Below are 17463 nucleotides of genomic sequence, written 5' to 3' on the forward strand. Positions count from 1 at the left end.
TACCGGACCTTCTTCCTCGCGGACGGCGAGCCGTCCGCTCCTCGCATGCCTGCCGTCAGAGCCCGAACGGGCTCGTCGGCTTGCAGATGACGACGCCCGCGCAGTTGGTGGGCTTGTAGTAGTAGTTGCGCTGCTCGGTGCCCACGATCAATGGGCCGACAAAGCCGTAGCCGGTCGCGCCCAAGGTGTTGGACTGGACGATGTCGGCCTCCAGCGTGGCCCCCTCGGTCAGCGCCTGGTAGCTGAAGGTGCTGGACTGCGACAGGTCCTTCACGAAGACGCTGCCCTTGAAGCTGCCGAACATGTACGGGAAGCGGTAGCGAAAGCCGCGCGCGCCCTTCTCGTCGAACTGCGCCAAGGCCCCGTTGGTGTCCGACGTGGCGTCGCCCAGTTCGTAGGCGTAGGTGGCGCTGCCGGCCGAACTCTTCTCGAACACCGCAGAGATGACACCGCCGAAGCCGTAGCCCGGCGCGGTGTTGAAGTAGCCCGCCGCGCCCTGCGCGTTGACCTGTGCGAGGAAGCCGTCCTTGTCGGTCGCGGGAGCTTCGGTGCGGTAGGTGTAGGTGGCGTCGGCGTCGCTGTCCTTGCGGTACAGCATCACCACCGTGCTGGTGCCGCCGGCAGCCAGCGCACCGACCCAGCGGAAGCCACGGCTGCCGGCTTCGTTGGCCTGCGACAGGAAAGCACCAGCGTCCGCAGGAGGGGACTTCAGTTCATAGACATAGGTCGCGTCGCCTGTCTTCACATAGACATGGGCCGCGCTGCCACCCGAACCCAGCGCGCTGAGGAACATGAAGCCCTTCGCGCCCTCGCTGTTGAGGTTGCTCAGCAGGCCGGCGTTGTCAGCGGGATACGGCAGTTGCTCGTACAGGAAGGTGTTCGTGGCCGGTGCAGGCGCGGGCGCAGGTGGCGGGGGCGGAGCCGGTGGGGCTGGCGGCGCAGGCGGCACGATGTTGCCGATGGGCGCGAACGAGGCGCCGTTGTCGCCACCACCGCCGCCGCACGCCGCGAGCGCAAGGGTGGCGGCCACTGCAGCGGCCACCGCCGCGAGCTTGAAATTCATTGAAAGAAACCTCCATTCCGATTGTTTTGAGGCAACGCGGGAACGAGCCCGGTTGCGTGGCACCCCGGGCGAACCGGGAGCAAACTCGAAGGTAAAGGGAGGGGCCTCAACCGGCCAGTGCCGAAAGTCACGACATCGGTCGGCTACAGATGCCATCGGCATTCAAACGAATACCAATGGCTTCAAATCACAAAAATCGACCTGTGATGGTCGAAATCAGGCGGAAGGCGCGGCCTCCGCCATGGCACGCAGCAACGACTCGGCCGCCACCGGCTTGAAGAGCACCGGCACCCGCGACTCGCGCACGCGCAGCAGCCGGTCCGGCGAGGTCTCGCCGGTAATGAGCAGCAGCGGCGTCGCCGCGCGTGCTCCCCCGCCCTGGCTCAGCCGCAGGCCGGCGTCGAGCCCATCCGCGCCGTCGGCCAGCCGGTAGTCGCACAACAGCAGCTCGAACGGGCGGCCCTCGGCGTCGGCGCGCCGCAGCGCCTCGGCCGCGGCCTCCTCGCTGGCAACGGCGTGCGCGTCGACCGCATGGGAGCGCAGCAAGCCGGTCATGGCCTCGCGAATTTCCAGTTCGTCGTCCAGCAGCAGCACGCGGGCCGGCAGCACGGGCGCGGGGCCGCGGCGCAACGCCGAGGGCGCTTCCGCCGACGGGCTGAGCGCGCCCACCGGCGCACCCACTGCGGGCAGCACCACCCGAAAAAAGGTGCCCCGCCCCGGCCGCGAATGCATCTGCACCGGATGGCCGAGCAGCCGAGACAGCCGCTGCACGATCGACAGCCCGATGCCCAGGCCCCGCGAGCGGTCGCGCCCCGGGTTGTTGACCTGGTAGAACTCCTCGAAGATCCGGCTCGACTGCTCGGGCGCGATGCCGATGCCGCTGTCGCGCACCTCGATCCACACCGCGTCGCCGCGGTCGCGCGCCGTCACGGTGACGCCGCCGCGCGCGGTGTACTTCAGCGCGTTGTCCATCAGGTTGGACAGCATGCGGTGCAGCAGCTGCGGGTCGCTGTGCACCCACAGGCCGCTGGCGCGCACGCGCAGTTGCAGCTTCTTGTGCTCGGCGCGCGCGGCGAAGGTGTGGTTCAGCGGCAGGAACAGCGCGTCGAGCTGCACGGGCTGCAGCGCGGGCGTGATCACCCCCGCGTCGAGCCGCGACACGTCGAGCATGGTGTCCAGCGAGGCGCCCAGCGCGTTCACCGCGCGCATCAGCCGCTCGGCGTTGCGGCGCTCGGGGCGGTCGCGCAGTTCGTTTTCCAGCGCGGCGCCGAACAGCGCAATGGCGTGCAGCGGCTGGCGCAGGTCGTGGCTGGCGGTGCCGAGAAAGCGGGTTTTCTCTTCGCTGGCGCGCTCGGTGGCGGCAATCTGCTCGCCCAGCCGCGCGGCGAGCGCCTCGTTCTCGAAGCGCAGCATCAGCGATTCGGTCAGCAGCTTGTGCTGGCCCACGCCCGCGTGCAGGGTCAGCAGCAGGTAGGCCGCGCCGGCGGCGGCCAGGAACAGGTGCAGCCCGTCGCCCTGCCAGGCCAGCGCGGTGATCATGCCCATCGACATCGGCATCGTGTAGCCGAAAAGCGCCGGCTTCAGCGGCCAGAGCGACTGCGCCGCGCGCGCGCAGCTGCCCACGATGACGGCCATCAGCAGCGAGGTCATGGGCAGGTTGTCGTGCGGCACGATGAGCCAGGGCACCACCGCCGTGACCATGCTCACCAGCGTGACCATGCGCGAGATCTTGCGCGCCCAGTAGGCGCTTTCGCGCGCCGGGCGCTCGGGCGTCCAGCGCGGCGTGAACAGCACGTAGAGGTCGGCCGCCAGCAGCGTGCCGGCCCAGAACAGCAGGCTCGGGTCTTTCAGCTGCGAATAGATGATGGCGCCGAACACCAGCACGAACGCCATGTGCGTGAGCGTGGAGGCGATGTAGGTGCTGTAGACCGACGCGATGTTCTCGCGCAGCACGCGCTGGGCGAGCGTGTGGTCGGCCAACGGATCGCTCGGCGCCACGGTCGGCACGCCCGGGCTCAGTGCAGGGTGCTGATCAACTGGGCGCGCGAACGCATCCCGAACAGCAGCAGGATGGTCGAGACGTGGTTCTTCACGGTGCCTTCGCTCAGGTTGGCGAGCTGCGCGATTTCCTTGTTGGCCTTGCCTTCGAGCACCCACTGCAGCACCTGCATCTGGCGCGGCGTGAGCTCCTGCCAGGCGCTGGCATGGGCGAATTCCGCGTAGCCCGCAAGCGGCTTCGAGACCGCCGGCAGCTCGGCCGCGCCGGTGGCCGGGTCGAGCAGGCCGCAGGCGCGAATGAAGCTCACCACCTCCTTCAGGTCGGCCGATTTCGGCAGGAAGGCGGCCGCGCCCAGCGCGAGCACGCCTTGCGCCAGCGTGCTGTTGCCTGTGCCCGAGAGCACCACGATGCGCGCCGACGGAAAGCGCAGCCTGAATTCGGCCAGCCCGCTCAGCCCGTGCGTATCGGGCAGCGCCAGGTCGAGCAGAACGAGGCCGATGCGGGCCTGGTGGGTTTCATACAGCGCGAGCGCGTCGGCGGCGTTGCCGGCCTCGAACACCTCGATGGTCGCGCCGGACGAGGCGGCCTGCGCCTGCACCAGCGCGCAGACACCCAGGCGCAGCAGGTCGTGGTCGTCGACCACGAGGATGGCCGTGGGCGCGCGAATTGACGTGCTGGGCGTGCTGGGCGTGCCGGGCGTGCCGGGCTTGCCGGGCTGCGAAGAGGGGGACAGGGGTGCGGGGGCGGAGTCGATGGAGGACACGCGTCGATCTTAGCGGCGTAACCTTTTGGTGACAGTGTAGAAAGTCATGGGACAGCCCACGGCCGTAGTGCTTAATGCTACTTTTTTGATAGCAATTTCTCATGGCTTGCTCGCTTGCCATCGGGCTTTTCTGTCGGCACCATGGTCGCTCGGCCGCATCGCAAGGCGGTCCTGGAGACATCGCATGACCCACACCGCCGCCGCCCCGCTGGCCTCGAGCGACCGCAAGGTCGACCGGCTGCTCGCCCACTATGAAGAGAGCCACCGCAACCCGACCAACGAGCTGATTCACTTCGTGGCCATCCCGGCCATCATGCTGAGCATCGTCGGGCTGCTGTTCGCGATCCACCCCTGGGCGGCGTATGGCTTCGTGGGCGCCAGCCTCGTCTATTACGCGCTGCTGCGGGCGCCCGTCTTCCTGCTGACGATGGTGCTGCTGACCGCGCTGGCGCTGGCGCTGGTGCACGCGATGGGCGGGCTTGTATTGCCGGTTTCAGCCGCTATCTTTGTAGTGGCCTGGGTGTTCCAGTTCGTGGGCCACAAGATCGAAGGCAAGAAACCTTCGTTCTTCGAAGACATCCAATATCTGTGGGTCGGACCGTTGTTCGTACTGTCCAGGCTTTTTCTAAAGCTGGGCATCCGTTGGTAGCCCCTGACTATCTTGCCGATAGGAATTCAAGGGAACCCTTGGCTTAGCACTCCCTCTAACCGAGTGCTAATATGGCCAACACTAAGGAGTTTTCCCTGATGACAACGCTGTCTGGAGTCTCTGCCAACCAGCTGGCCGTCGCCAACCCATGGTCGATGGTTCCCCCGCTGGGCAACCTGGATGCCTACATTTCGGCCGCCAACCGCCTGCCGATGCTCACGCTCGAAGAAGAGCAGGGCTTCGCTCGCAAGTTGCGCGACCAGAACGACCTCGAATCCGCCGGCGCGCTCGTGCTGTCGCACCTGCGGCTCGTGGTGTCCATTTCCCGCCAGTACCTGGGCTACGGTCTGCCGCACGGCGACCTGATCCAGGAAGGCAACGTCGGCCTGATGAAGGCCGTGAAGCGCTTCGACCCCGACCAGGGCGTGCGGCTCGTGAGCTACGCCATGCACTGGATCAAGGCCGAGATCCACGAGTACATCCTGAAGAACTGGCGCATGGTCAAGGTCGCGACGACCAAGGCCCAGCGCAAGCTGTTCTTCAACCTGCGCTCGATGAAGCAGGGCTTCAAGGCCGACTCGGCCGCGGCCGACAACGGCACGCACCGCGAAACGTTGAGCCCCGACGAGGTGTCGCAAATGGCGACCCGGCTCAACGTCAAGCCCGAGGAAGTGCTCGAGATGGAAACCCGCCTGTCGGGCGGCGACGTCATGCTCGATCCGGGCCCGACGGACGACGGCGACGAGGCCTTCGGCCCCATCGCCTACCTGGCCGACGCCACGCAGGAACCGACCGCGCTACTCGAGTCGCAGCAACGTGACCGCCTGTCGAGCGACGGCATCGCCACCGCGCTCGAGGCGCTGGACGACCGCAGCCGCCGCATCGTCGAAGAGCGCTGGCTCAAGGTGAATGACGATGGCTCGGGCGGCATGACGCTGCACGACCTGGCCGATGTGTACGGCGTGAGCGCCGAGCGCATTCGCCAGATCGAAGTCGCCGCCATGAAGAAGATGAAGAAGGCGCTCGCGGACTACGCGTAAGCCTCTTCACTTCAATGAACGAAGCCCGGCAATGCCGGGCTTTTTCATTTGGAGAGCGTTCGCATCGCCCGCTTGGCGATGTAGCGGGTCTGGTCGCAGTCCGACTCCGCCACCCAGCGCGCGCACAGACTGTCGACCCATTCGCCCTGGCCGGCCTGGCCCTTGCTCGCGTCGTTCAGCCAATTGGCCACCGAGTTCTGCACGTAGCGGCTCGGGTCGGCGCGCAGCGGCTCCAGCAACGGCAGCGCGCGCCACGGCTCGGCCTTCAGCGCCTCGATCTGCGCGCACCACACGCCGCGCGGGCGCGTGAGTTCGCTCGCGAAGCGGCGGATGTTGGGGTCGGCGTCGAACACCCAGGGCTGCAGCAGCGCCAGCGCTTCGTCGAGCGATGCGATGACCGCGTCGCGCACCGCCATCCATGCAATCTCGCGCACGCCGAAGTGAGGGTCGGCGGCAAAGCGGCGCACGGCCTCGAGCTGCGCCGGCAGCGGCAGGCCCGACAGCGTGACCCACTGCGCGGCCCAGCAGCGCGCCACGTCGCTGGCATGCGTGGCGAGCCTGTGGGCGACCGCGTCGCGCTCGCCATGGAGCGCCGCCAGGTCGTAGAGCGCGCGTGCGATGTGCCCGTGGCGCTGCATCGGCTTGAACGCGGCCAGCATGGCCAGCGTGTCCACCAGCCGTTCGCTTTGCGCATCGAGCCCGATGTGCCCGGCCACGCTGCGCGCCAGCCGTGGCAGCTCGAGCGCCATGAATTCGTTGAGGTTGACGGTTTCGAGCAGCCCGTCGTTCAGCGCGCCGAGCACCTCGGGCGGAATCAGCGCGATGCGAAAGGCGCCCTTGCGCCCTTTCAGGTGCGCGACCGCGTCGCTGGGAACCACCACCGCGTTCATCCGCAGGCCCGACTCAGGAAGCCAGCAGCGTCTTCAGGTCGGACACCATCGGCGCCACGCCCGCGCCGTAGCGCGCATAGAGCCGCAGGCGGCCTTGCGTGTCGTAGACGTAGCTGGCGGCCGAGTGGTCCATCGAGTAGCTGGTCGGCGTCTTGCCGTCGACTTTCTTGTAATAGACCTTGTAGTCCTTGGCCACGGCGGCGAGCTCGTCGGCCGTGGGAATCAGCGCGACGAAGCTGGGGTCGAACGCGCCCATGTAGGCCTTCAGCACCTCGGGCGTGTCGCGCGCCGGGTCGACCGTGAGGAACAGCACCTGCAGCTTGTCGCCGTCCTTGCCGAGCTGCTGCTTGACCTGCGCCATCTCGGTCATGGTGGTCGGGCAGACGTCGGGGCACTGCGCGTAGCCGAAGAACAGCACCACCACCTTGCCCTTGAAGTCGGCCATGGTGCGGACCTTGCCGTCGGCGTCCTTCAGCGAAAAATCTTTCGCGTAGTCAGCGCCGGTGATGTCGACGGCATTGAAGTTCTGCTTCGCCTCGCCGCTGCACGCCGACAGGCCCAGCCCCAGGCCTGCGCCCGCGCCCACCCAGGCGGCACCGGTGGCAATCAACTTGAGGGCGTGGCGCTTGTTCATGGAAAAGATGTTCAACGAAGGTAGTGGTCGACGAGCAGCGCCAGGAACAGCACGCTCAGGTGGATCAGCGAAAACCTGAAGGTCTTGCGCGCCAGCGTGTCCGAGTAGTTGCGCCACAGCGCGAACGCGTAGCCGGTGAAGCCGATGCTCACCACCACCGCGACCGCGAGGTACAGCCAGCCGCTCATGCCGTAGATGAAGGGCATCAGGCAGGCCGCGAAAAGAATGAAGGTGTACAGCAGCACCTGCAGCCGCGTGAACTCGTTGCCGTGCGTGACCGGCAGCATCGGCAGGCCGGCCTTGCGGTAGTCCTCGACACGGTAGAGCGCCAGCGCCCAGAAGTGCGGCGGCGTCCACAGGAAGATGATGAGGAAAAGAATGAGCGCCTCGGGGCCCACGTCGCCCGTCATCGCGGCCCAGCCCAGCACCGGCGGCATCGCGCCCGAGGCGCCGCCGATCACGATGTTCTGCGGCGTCAGCGGCTTCAGGATGACGGTGTAGATCACCGCGTAGCCCACGAAGGTGGCAAAGGTCAGCCACATGGTCAGCGGGTTGACCGTGAACCACAGCAGCACCGAGCCCGCCGCGCACAGCAGCGCCGAGAACACCAGCGCCTGCATGTCGCTGAGCTGGCCGCGCGCGGTGGGACGCCAGGCGGTGCGCTTCATCTTCGCGTCGATGCCCTTCTCGACCAGGCAATTGAACGCTGCCGCCGCGCCCGCCACCAGCCAGATGCCGATGCAGGCCAGCACGCCGCGCTGCACGTCGGCCCAGCTCGGCAGGCCGGGCACGGCCAGCACCATGCCGATGAGCGCGCAGAACACGATCAGCTGCACCACGCGCGGCTTGGTCAGCGCGTAGAACTGGCGCAGCACGTTCGCGGTGCTGGTTTGCTGAACGGGAATCGGGGTACTCATTTGAAAAACTTCGCGCTGCGCGCTGCGGCGTTCGCCTTGGGAACGGCCATGCAGCTCACGCAGTGGCCTTTCTTGGGTTGTTGTTGCGACCGCCTGCATTGTCACTGGCATGCGCGGTCCGCAGCGACGCATCGCGGCGGCTCTCGCACAGCGCCCAGGTCAACACCACGGCCAGCGCCGCGGCACCGCCGGTGTGCAGCACGGCCGCTGCCAGCGGCCAGCCGAGCAGCACGTTGCCCAGGCCGGTGGCCAGCTGCAGCAGCGCCAGGCCGGCGAGCCAGTGCGCCTGCGGGCGCAGCGTGCCGATGCGCCGCAGTCGCCACGCCAGCACGCCGAGCGCGACGAACACGGCATAGGCCATCAGCCGGTGCGCGTAATGGATGGCGGTGAGCGCGGAAAAATCGAGCGGTTGGCCTTCGCCGGTCACGCCCAGGTGACGCCATATTTCAAAGCCCTGCGCGAAATTCATCGCCGGCCACCAGCTGTCCTGGCAGGTCGGGAACTGCGTGCACGCCAGCACCGCGTAGTTGGTGCTGACCCAGCCGCCGAGCGCAATCTGCAACACCAGGAGCACGGTGGTCACGACAAGGCCGTTGCGCAGCGCGGGCGACACGGGCGTCGGCAGCCGTTGCGCGGCGGCCTGGCGGTAGTGCACGGCCTGGATGCAGAGCAGCGCGAGCAGCACCACGGCGCCCAGCAGGTGCAGCGTGACGATCGCGGGAAACAGCTTCCAGGTGACGGTGAGCGCGCCGAAGGCGCCCTGCAGGCAGACCCACGCCAGCGTGAACGCGGGCCACCAGGCGCTCAGCGTCGCATGATGTGAAGGATGCCCACCGTCGCTCGAGGGCGGCGGCGCGCGGCGCTGCCGGCGGCGCACGATCCAGGTCGCGCCCGCGAGCGTGAGGATCAGCACGCCCACGCCGGTCGCCAGGTAGCGGTGAACCATCTCGACCCAGGCCTTGCCGTGCGTGACCGGCCCGGTCGGCTGGGCGGCCTGCGCCATGGCGATTTCATGGCGCGCACCGGCCGGGCTGGCGTTGCCGTAGCAGCCGGGCCAGTCGGGGCAGCCCAGGCCCGAATCGGTGAGCCGCGTGAAGGCGCCGAACAGCGTCAGGTCGAAGGTGAGGAACAGCGTGAGCACGGTGAGCGCGTGCAGCCGGCGCGCCGGCCCGGCGCCCGCGTTGCGGCGCCACACCCACACCAGCGGGCCGAGCGCAATCAGCACGCCCGCGGCCATGAGCCAGGCGATGGGCGTCAGATCGTAGAGCGAGCTCGTGTCCATGCGGCGTCTCTCAGCGGCCCGGTTCGTCCCACGACGCGGAGGCGCGCAGCAGGCGGTCGAGGTCGCGCTTGGCGCGGCTGGCGCCGGCGGCGTCCATGCGGGCGGGGAAACGCATCATCCAGTTGCCCATGGGATCGACCACGTAGAGGTGCTCGGCCAGGCTGTGGCCCGACACGGGCGCCAGCCACCTGGCGATCTGCTCGGCCGGCACGCGCAGCACGGTGGCGCCGCGCAGCCCGTTGTCCAGCCGCTCGGGCACGGGAGCGGCGTCGCTCACGAGCCAGACGCGGTCCATGCGGTCTTTTTCGCGGCCCAGGCTCTCGCGCAGCTGGCGCTGCAGGTACAGCTGCTGCTCGCACAGCGCATCGCAGGCCGCATCGGCCACGGCCACCAGCAGCCACTGGCCCTTGAGCGTGGCGAAGTCCACGGGTGCGCCGCTGCGGTCGGTGGCAACCAGCTTGGGAAGCTCGTGCTGCGGGTCGATCAGCTCGCCGTACACGCTGCGGCCTTCGGGCCGGATCACGTAGTACGTGAAGTACGAGGCAATGACCGGCGCCGCGCACATCAGCATCACCGCGACCATCTTCCAGCGCCCGGTGACCGTGCGCCGGCCCTCGGCCCCGTCGAGCGCCTGGTTGGGCGACGGCATCGAATGCACCGTCAGGCCCAGCGGCTCGTCAGAAGCGGCCATCGCGTGCGCGGCGCCTTGAGCGGAAGAAGGGTGTGATGAATTGGAACCAGACATAGAGGATGACGACGAGGGCCGACAGGCCGAACCACTGGAATGCGTAACCGTAGTGCCTCTCCAGGCCCAGCGCCGGGGCCGGCCAGTCGCGCTGCAGGCCCTCGGAGGCCGCACCGGTCTGCTGCAGCGACACGTCGGTGCGCAGCGGCTGCTTGGTCTCGGCGCGGAAGGCCTCCAGGTCGAGATTTTGCCGGATGGGCGAATACCCTTCGACGGCCGCTGTTGCACTGGCAGGCGGGGAGGCCGGCGCGGTGGCAGGCGCGGAAGCTGCGGCGGTGGGTGCCGATGCCGCGGCGGCCGGTGAGGGCGTGGACGTGCCCAGCTCCAGCAGGTGGCTGGGCGGTGCCTCGATCAGCCCCGTGACCTCCACGATGCCTGCCGGCGTTTCGACGGCGCCCAGCTGCGTGCGGTCGACGAAGTTGCGCTGGACCCAGCCGCGCTGGACCATCACCGTCTGCTCGGTGCCCTCCAGCGCGAAGGGTGTCAGCACATAGAAGCCGGGCGTGCCGTGCATCTGGCGGTTGTCCAGGTACACGGTCTGCGGCGTGAGCCACAGGCCGCGCAGGCGCACCGGCCGGTGCAGCGCGTCGGTGGCCTTGTCCATGGCCAGGAACTCGGCCTGCGTGAGCGGCGGCTTGAGCTTCTGGGCGTCGATGCTGGCCTGCAGCGCTTCCTTCTGGGCTGCGCGCGAAAGTTGCCAGCGGCCGAGCGACACGGTGGCGGCCACCGTCAGCACGGCGGCAAGGGTGATCACCCAGAAGCGGCCCGGGCGGCGCCGTTCTTCGGGGTACAGGGGTTCGGGAGTCACTGGATGGGGCGAGGCCTGCGGCCGATAATGCGGGTCATGAAATATTTCGTCGCCCTGGTGTTCCTGGGCATCTTCGCGAGCCTCGCGTTTGCCCTGTACTTCATGCTGAAGGACGGGCGCAACGGGCGCGCCAAGAGCGGCGGCATGGCGCGCGCCCTCACCTTTCGGATCGGCCTGTCGGTGTTTTTGTTCCTCTGCATGCTGCTCGCCTGGAAACTCGGCTACATCCAGCCCACCGGACTCCCGCTCGGCAAGTAGATGGTGCTCGTTCCACGAGAACCATGAAAAAGGCGCCTTCCGGCGCCTTTTTTGTGGAATGCCGCGGGGTTCGCTCAAAGCCAGTAAACCAGCATGTAGAGGCCGAGCCAGACCACGTCCACGAAGTGCCAGTACCAGGCGGCGCCCTCGAAGCCGAAGTGGCGCTCCGGCGTGAAGTGGCCCTTTTGCAGCCGCAGCGTGATGAACAGCAGCATCAGCATGCCGATGAACACGTGCAGGCCGTGGAAGCCGGTCAGCATGAAGAAGGTCGAACCGTAGGTGCCCGAGCTGAGCTTCAGGTTCAGCTCGGTGTACAGGTGGTGGTACTCGTAGCCCTGCACACCCAGGAAGACGATGCCCAGCAGCACGGTGAGCCACATGAAGCGGATGGTCTGTGCGCGGTGGCCTGCACGCAGCGCGTGGTGGGCAATGGTGAGCGTCACGCCCGAGCTCAGCAGCAGCGCGGTGTTGATCGTGGGCAGCCAGAACGGACCCACCGTCTGGAAGGGCTCGACGATGCCGGCCGGCGAACCCGTCACGCCGGCGGCCACGCTGGGCCACACGGCCTTGAAGTCGGGCCAGAGGATCGCGTTGTCCAGGCTACCGAGCGTGGGCAGCGCGTGGGTGCGGGCCCACCACAGCGCGGTGAAGAAGGCGCCGAAGAACATCACTTCCGAGAAGATGAACCAGCTCATGCTCCAGCGGAACGAGAGGTCGATCTTGTGGCCGTACTGGCCGCTCTCGCTCTCGCCGATGGCGGTGCGGAACCACACGAACAGCGTGCCGAGCCAGACCACCATGCCCACCAGCAGCGACCAGGCGCCCCAGGCGTGCCCGTTGATCCATTGCGCGGCGCCCAGGATCACGAAGAAAAGGCCGATCGCGGCCGAGACCGGATAGGCCGACGGTCCGGGCACGAAGTAGTAGGGCGTGGTGCCGTGGGTGGTTGAACTCATATCAGCTCCTGGCTTTCTTTCTTCTCTCGATTCGGAAAATTCTGCTTGTCGTGGGTTGCTGCTTCGCTGGCTGCCGGCCGCCGGCTACGAGCGCGGCTCGGTCGCCGCGCCCGACACGGCCGCCACCGGCGCCGCGGGCGTCTTGCCGCCCACCTCGAAGAAGGTGTACGACAGCGTGATGGTCTTCACGTCCTTCGAGATCTTGGGGTCGATCACGAACGCGACCGGCCACTGCTTCTTCTCGCCCGGGTCGAGCGTGTACTGGTTGAAGCAGAAGCACTCGAGCTTGTTGAAGTACGGCGCGGCCTGCTGCGGCGCGTAGCTCGGAATGGCCTGCGCGGCCATGCGGCGGTTCTGCACGTTCTGGAACTCGTACATCACCGTGTTGAGCTGGCCCGGGTGCACCTGGATGGTCCGCTCCGCGGGCTTGAAGTCCCACAGGCCGCCGCGCACGTTGGAGTCGAACTCCACGGTGATGGTGCGGGTCATGTCGACCTGCGTGTTGTCGGGCACGCGCACGTTCTTGCCGCCGCTGGCGCCGCCGGGCACCTCGAGCTCGGAGAGCGCGAGGATGTTGATGCCGGTCATCTCGCAGATGGCGCGGTACATCGGGACCAGCGCGTAGCCGAAGGCGAACATGCCGCAGGCCACCACGGCCAGCTTGCCGACCATGCGGACGTTGGCGCGCCGGATGCGTTGACCGAGGCTCATGCGTGTGCTCCCGTTCGTTGCGTGCGTGAATGCCGGCTCAGCGACCGCTGAACCAGACCATGCGCACGATGAAGCCGACGAAGAACACCACGGCGATGGAAGCCAGCGTGAGGCCCATGCGGCGGTTGTTGCGTTTCTGCTCGGGTGTCATCGTGCGAAGGCTTGTTCGATCAGCCGATCACCTTGGAGGCGGTCGCGTCGAGCTTGGGCGGGGTCTCGAAGGTATGGAACGGTGCCGGCGACGGCACTTCCCACTCGAGGCCCTCTGCGCCTTCCCACGGCTTCTGCGTGGCCTTCTCGCCCTTGCCGCGCATGGTGGGCAGCACGACGAACAGGAAGAAGTACACCTGCGCGAAACCGAAGAAGAACGCACCGACCGACGCCACCGCGTTGAAGTCGGCGAACTGCATCGGGTAGTCGGCGTAGCGGCGCGGCATGCCCGCCAAGCCCAGGAAGTGCATCGGGAAGAAGGTGACGTTGAACGAGATCAGCGACCACCAGAAGTGCACCTTGCCGCGCGTTTCGTTGTACATCACGCCGGTCCACTTGGGCACCCAGTAATAGAAGCCCGAGAACATCGCGAACAGCGAGCCGGCCACCAGCACGTAGTGGAAGTGGGCCACCACGTAGTACGTGTCCTGCAGCTGCGTGTCGATGGGCGCCACCGCCAGGATCAGGCCGGTGAAGCCGCCCATGGTGAACACGAAGATGAAGCCCACCGCGAACAGCATGGGCGTCTCGAAGGTCATCGAGCCCTGCCACATGGTGGCGATCCAGTTGAAGATCTTCACGGCCGTGGGCACCGCGATCAGCATGGTCGCGTACATGAAGAACAGCTGGCCGGTGAGCGGCATGCCGGTCGTGAACATGTGGTGCGCCCACACGATGAACGACAGGATGGCGATCGACGAGGTGGCGTACACCATCGAGGCATAGCCGAACAGGCGCTTGCGGGCAAAGGCCGGCACCACCTGGCTGATGATGCCGAAGGCCGGCAAGATCATGATGTAGACCTCGGGGTGGCCGAAGAACCAGAAGATGTGCTGGTACATCACCGGGTCGCCGCCGCCGGCGGGGTTGAAGAAGCTGGTGCCGAAGTGGCGGTCGGTCAGCGTCATGGTGATGGCGCCTGCGAGCACGGGCATCACGGCGATCAGCAGGTACGCGGTGATGAGCCAGGTCCAGCAGAACATCGGCATCTTCATCAGCGTCATGCCGGGAGCGCGCATGTTCAGGATGGTGACGATGATGTTGATCGAGCCCATGATCGACGAGGCGCCCATGATGTGCATCGCGAAGATGCCGGCGTCCATCGAGGGGCCCATCTGCAGCGTGAGCGGCGCGTACAGCGTCCAGCCCGCGGCCGGTGCGCCGCCGGGCATGAAGAACGAACCGACCAGCATCAGCGCGGCCGGAATCAGCAGCCAGAAGCTGAAGTTGTTCATGCGCGCGAACGCCATGTCGGAGGCGCCCACCTGCAGCGGGATCATCCAGTTCGCGAAGCCCACGAAGGCCGGCATGATGGCGCCGAACACCATGATCAGGCCGTGCATGGTGGTGAACTGGTTGAACAGCTCCGGGTTCACCAGCTGCAGGCCGGGCTGGAACAGCTCGGCGCGAATCAGCAGCGCGAGCACGCCGCCCACCATCAGCATCGTGAAGCTGAACAGCAGGTAGAGCGTGCCGATGTCCTTGTGGTTGGTCGCGAACACCCAGCGGCGCCAGCCGGTGGGCGCATGGTGGTCGTGATGGTCGTCGTGTGCGTGATCGCCTGGGGCTGCGTGACCGTGGGGGTCGAGGACTGCGCTCATGTCGTTGTTCCTTGCAATTTCTTCTTCGCGGGGCGCTGCCGTATCACTTGCCGCGCAGGGCGAGCACTTCGGCCGGCTGCACCAGCTGGCCCGTCTTGTTCGACCAGCTGTTCTTGGTGTACGTGGCCACGGCCGCGAGGTCGGTGTCGCTCAGCTGCTTCCAGGACGGCATCGCGCCGTTGTTCTGGCCGTTGAGCAGCACGTGCAGCTGCACCGAGTGGTCGGCGTCCAGCACCTTCGGGTCGCCGTCGAGCGCCTTGATCGGGCCCGCGCCCTTGCCGTTGGCCTGGTGGCAGGCCGCGCAGTTGGCGGCGTAGACCTTCTCGCCGCGCACCAGCATGTCGGGCAGCGTCCAGACCTTGGTCGGGTCGTCGAGCTTGGCGGCGGCTTCCTTGCGCTTGGCGTCCACCCAGGTCGTGTAGTCGGCGGCGGAGACCACCTTCACGTGGATGGGCATGTAGGCGTGTTCCTTGCCGCACAGTTCCTGGCACTGGCCGTAGTAGTCGCCCACGGTCTCGGCGCGGAACCAGGTGTCGCGCACGAAGCCGGGAATGGCGTCCTGCTTCAGGCCCAGCTGCGGCACGGCGAAGGCGTGGATCACGTCGTTCGCGGTGGTGATGATGCGCACCTTCTTGTTGACCGGCACCACCAGCGGGTTGTCGACCTTCAGCAGGTAGTCGTCGGGCATCGCGCCCTTGGCGCCGGCGTCGGACATGGCGCGCTGCGAGCTGTCCAGCGTGGAGATGAAGGCCAGGCCCTCGCCTTCGCCGTTCAGGTAGTCGTAGCCCCACTTCCACTGGTAGCCGGTGGTCTTGATCGTGAGGTCGGCGTTGGTGGTGTCCTTCTGGGCCACCAGCACCTTGGTGGCGGGCAGCGCCATCACGATAACGATGAGGAAGGGCACGATGGTCCAGATGACCTCGACCACCACCGACTCATGGAAGTTGGCCGCCTTGTGGCCGACCGACTTGCGGTGCTTCCAGATGGAATAGAACATGACCGCGAACACGGCGACGAAGATGACCGTGCACAGGATCATCATGATCGTGTGGAGCAGATGCTGCTCCTGCGCGATCTTGGTCACGCCGACCGGAAGATTGAGCTGGCGCACCGAAGGTCCACCGGGCAGGTCGTTGACTGCGTGCGCCGCGCTGCTGAAAGCCGCGCCGGCCGCCAGCAACAGATTCGCCGGCCTGTACTTGTTGCGCCAAATGCTCTTCATCGTGTTCACGTTTCTTCAATTTTTTCGACAAACCCAACCGTGCGGCACTGCGCGAGCCCCCTCAGGCGCCGCGCAACGCCATGCGAATCTCGCGGGCCAACGCGGCACGCAACTCCGGGCGTACATAGCGCCCCACCCTGACCGATCGACCCTGCCCCGAGACCTCGATCAGCGAGCGATCGCCGGTCTGCGGTTCGATCCGCACCTGGTGCGGAAGAAATTCAGTGCGTTCGTAGTGGCCGCCGTTTTCTAGCTCCACGACGAGGCGTCCTTCCTGCAGCGCGATCCTTTCGCCGTCGGTCGCGTGCCGGGCGTAGACCATGAACGCCACCCCTACCGCAGTCAGTTCGAGCCAGGCGAAGGGCAAGACCAGCGGCGCACCGTGCAGCCAGAACAGGGTGCCGATGCCGAGCGATACCACGCACAGCGAGGCGTAGAGCCAGCCCAGCTGGCTCGGCGTCACCGAGCAGTTCCGCTTCAGGAACCAGTGGATGTTCTGGCCTGAGACGGTGGCAAATCGAAACACGGAATTCGACACGGGCGAGTTCAGCAAATCGGTGCGTCGACGGTTGCCAAACCCCTCGTACAAACAGGATTCGACACCCCTCGTTCACGGGACAGTACCCGCGAGTTCCACGCAACGGCGGATTGTAGCGGGTAGATACCGGCGTCCGAGTGCCCTGTGGGACGCCTACGGGTCACTACTAGTAGGCAAAAAACGGCTTGTGCGACAGGCATTTACCGCTCTCTTTTGCAGCCGCTGTCAGGCGCCCGGACGACCCCGTTGCAGCATCGAGCGCATCTCGCGCAGCGACACCGCGCTTTCCGCCGCCAGCGACACGCGCGGCGCCGGCTTGAAGGCATGGCCGTAGATGACCTCGAAGGTCAGCGCGATGCGCCCGCCAGCCCCATCCTCACCCCCCCCGTCGTCTTCGGCCGGGGCGAGCTCGGGCAGCGCCTTCTTCAGCGCCTGGTGCCAGGCCTTGCCGCGCAGCGCCGCGAAGCGCTGCGGGTGCAGGTTGCGGCCCAGCCCGCGCAGCTCGGCCAGCGCGGCCTCGGGCGTGGCCCAGGTCAGCACGATGCGCTCCATGTCCATCACCGGCTCGGCGAAGCCGGCATGCACCAGCATGTCGCCCCAGTCGTGCATGTCGGTGAACTCGTGGCCCGCCGCGGGCCAGCCCAGGCGGGCATGCAGCGCGCGCAGCTCGCGCACGGTGTCGGGGCCCAGGCAGGAGAACATGAGGAAGCCGTCGGTCGCCACCAGCTTGTGCCAGTGCGAGATGAGCGCTTCGGGGTCGGCCGCCATGTGCAGCGACATGTTGGCCCAGAGCAGGTCGACGCCCTCTTCCGGCGTGGCGTCGAAGCGCGCCTTGCCGCCTTGCCAGCGGCGTGCGCTCCACCACGGCGCGCTCAGCGCCTGGCCGGTGGGGGCCGCCAGCGCAGCCTCCGGCTCGATGACGAACGCCGCGGCGTCCTTGTAGCGCCTGGCGACCAGCTCGTGGGCCTCGAGGCCACCGCGCAGCGGCGCCCAGTCGGCCCAGGTGCGGGGCTGGGCCTTGATCCATTGCAGGCGGTCTTCCATGCGGCGGCCGATTTCCTCGTGCAGCCAGGGGGAGCCGTCGGTGGGAGGCAGGCGACGCCAGCGGGCGGCCGCCGTGGCATCGATGGTCGGCGGTCTTCTTGTGGGGTCGGTGGCCATGGGGCCGTGAGTATAT

General features: G+C 67.3%; 19 protein-coding genes. 3 read left to right on the forward strand and 16 right to left on the reverse strand.

From position 1 onward, the window contains the following. Positions 1 to 55: 55 nt before the first annotated feature. The 3 genes from QTI51_RS17770 to QTI51_RS17780 all read right to left on the reverse strand — a co-directional run bounded on the left by QTI51_RS17770 (position 56) and on the right by QTI51_RS17780 (position 3825). Complete coding sequence (locus tag QTI51_RS17770; RefSeq protein WP_116909328.1) at positions 56 to 1063, reverse strand: hypothetical protein; 1008 nt, start codon at positions 1061 to 1063, stop codon at positions 56 to 58. 216 nt (positions 1064 to 1279) lie between these two features. Then, positions 1280 to 3070, reverse strand: coding sequence for an ATP-binding response regulator (locus QTI51_RS17775; RefSeq protein ID WP_116909329.1), 1791 nt, complete (start codon positions 3068 to 3070; stop codon positions 1280 to 1282). Between the two features lie 8 nt (positions 3071 to 3078). Beyond that, on the reverse strand, positions 3079 to 3825 hold the full coding sequence (locus tag QTI51_RS17780; protein WP_116909330.1) for a response regulator transcription factor: 747 nt from the start codon (positions 3823 to 3825) through the stop codon (positions 3079 to 3081). Between the two features lie 184 nt (positions 3826 to 4009). Between QTI51_RS17780 and QTI51_RS17785 the strand changes: the two genes are divergently transcribed. Further along, positions 4010 to 4474, forward strand: coding sequence for an Mpo1 family 2-hydroxy fatty acid dioxygenase (locus QTI51_RS17785; protein WP_116909331.1), 465 nt, complete (start codon positions 4010 to 4012; stop codon positions 4472 to 4474). 98 nt (positions 4475 to 4572) lie between these two features. After that, complete coding sequence (rpoH, locus tag QTI51_RS17790; protein ID WP_116909332.1) at positions 4573 to 5514, forward strand: RNA polymerase sigma factor RpoH; 942 nt, start codon at positions 4573 to 4575, stop codon at positions 5512 to 5514. A gap of 44 nt (positions 5515 to 5558) precedes the next feature. On the opposite strand, the gene QTI51_RS17795 is transcribed toward rpoH, so the two are convergent. The 6 genes from QTI51_RS17795 to QTI51_RS17820 are packed head-to-tail and all read right to left on the reverse strand — an operon-like array spanning position 5559 to position 10790. Next, positions 5559 to 6395, reverse strand: coding sequence for a DNA alkylation repair protein (locus tag QTI51_RS17795; RefSeq protein WP_503011522.1), 837 nt, complete (start codon positions 6393 to 6395; stop codon positions 5559 to 5561). 22 nt (positions 6396 to 6417) lie between these two features. Beyond that, positions 6418 to 7038, reverse strand: coding sequence for an SCO family protein (locus QTI51_RS17800; RefSeq protein WP_116909637.1), 621 nt, complete (start codon positions 7036 to 7038; stop codon positions 6418 to 6420). An 11-nt stretch (positions 7039 to 7049) separates the two neighbouring features. Beyond that, positions 7050 to 7955: a heme o synthase gene (gene cyoE / locus QTI51_RS17805; RefSeq protein WP_116909334.1), complete on the reverse strand. Its 906-nt coding sequence runs from the start codon at positions 7953 to 7955 to the stop codon at positions 7050 to 7052. Positions 7956 to 8010: 55 nt separating this feature from the next. Continuing rightward, entirely contained in the window at positions 8011 to 9237 is a 1227-nt protein-coding gene (locus tag QTI51_RS17810) for a COX15/CtaA family protein (RefSeq protein ID WP_286516059.1), read from the reverse strand. A gap of 10 nt (positions 9238 to 9247) precedes the next feature. Then, positions 9248 to 9928, reverse strand: a complete 681-nt coding sequence (locus QTI51_RS17815; protein ID WP_116909335.1) for a redox-active disulfide-containing membrane protein — start codon at positions 9926 to 9928, stop codon at positions 9248 to 9250. Beyond that, complete coding sequence (locus QTI51_RS17820) at positions 9915 to 10790, reverse strand: SURF1 family protein (RefSeq protein WP_116909336.1); 876 nt, start codon at positions 10788 to 10790, stop codon at positions 9915 to 9917. Before QTI51_RS17820 ends, QTI51_RS17815 begins: the two co-directional genes overlap by 14 nt. Before the next feature lie 27 nt (positions 10791 to 10817). Between QTI51_RS17820 and QTI51_RS17825 the strand changes: the two genes are divergently transcribed. Then, positions 10818 to 11048, forward strand: coding sequence for a twin transmembrane helix small protein (locus tag QTI51_RS17825; RefSeq protein WP_093057631.1), 231 nt, complete (start codon positions 10818 to 10820; stop codon positions 11046 to 11048). Positions 11049 to 11122: 74 nt separating this feature from the next. Here QTI51_RS17825 and QTI51_RS17830 read toward each other — a convergent pair whose 3' ends face one another. From QTI51_RS17830 to QTI51_RS17860, 7 genes are all read right to left on the reverse strand, one after another. Next, entirely contained in the window at positions 11123 to 12004 is an 882-nt protein-coding gene (locus QTI51_RS17830) for a cytochrome c oxidase subunit 3 (RefSeq protein WP_116909337.1), read from the reverse strand. An 84-nt stretch (positions 12005 to 12088) separates the two neighbouring features. Then, a complete protein-coding gene (locus tag QTI51_RS17835; protein WP_116909338.1) occupies positions 12089 to 12715 on the reverse strand; it encodes a cytochrome c oxidase assembly protein in 627 nt (208 codons plus the stop codon). A 37-nt stretch (positions 12716 to 12752) separates the two neighbouring features. Continuing rightward, positions 12753 to 12866, reverse strand: coding sequence for a cytochrome oxidase small assembly protein (locus tag QTI51_RS17840; RefSeq protein ID WP_286516058.1), 114 nt, complete (start codon positions 12864 to 12866; stop codon positions 12753 to 12755). Positions 12867 to 12885: 19 nt separating this feature from the next. Beyond that, positions 12886 to 14526, reverse strand: a complete 1641-nt coding sequence (gene ctaD / locus QTI51_RS17845) for a cytochrome c oxidase subunit I (protein WP_116909339.1) — start codon at positions 14524 to 14526, stop codon at positions 12886 to 12888. 43 nt (positions 14527 to 14569) lie between these two features. After that, a complete protein-coding gene (coxB, locus tag QTI51_RS17850; RefSeq protein ID WP_116909340.1) occupies positions 14570 to 15748 on the reverse strand; it encodes a cytochrome c oxidase subunit II in 1179 nt (392 codons plus the stop codon). Between the two features lie 61 nt (positions 15749 to 15809). Next, positions 15810 to 16286, reverse strand: coding sequence for a DUF2244 domain-containing protein (locus QTI51_RS17855; protein ID WP_116909639.1), 477 nt, complete (start codon positions 16284 to 16286; stop codon positions 15810 to 15812). A gap of 225 nt (positions 16287 to 16511) precedes the next feature. Next, the gene (locus QTI51_RS17860; protein WP_116909341.1) at positions 16512 to 17447 is read right to left on the reverse strand and encodes a class I SAM-dependent methyltransferase; all 936 of its coding nucleotides are present in this window, start codon (positions 17445 to 17447) and stop codon (positions 16512 to 16514) included. Positions 17448 to 17463 lie beyond the last annotated feature (16 nt).

The sequence above is a fragment of the Variovorax sp. J22G73 genome, assembly GCF_030317035.1.
Lineage (GTDB): Bacteria > Pseudomonadota > Gammaproteobacteria > Burkholderiales > Burkholderiaceae_C > Variovorax.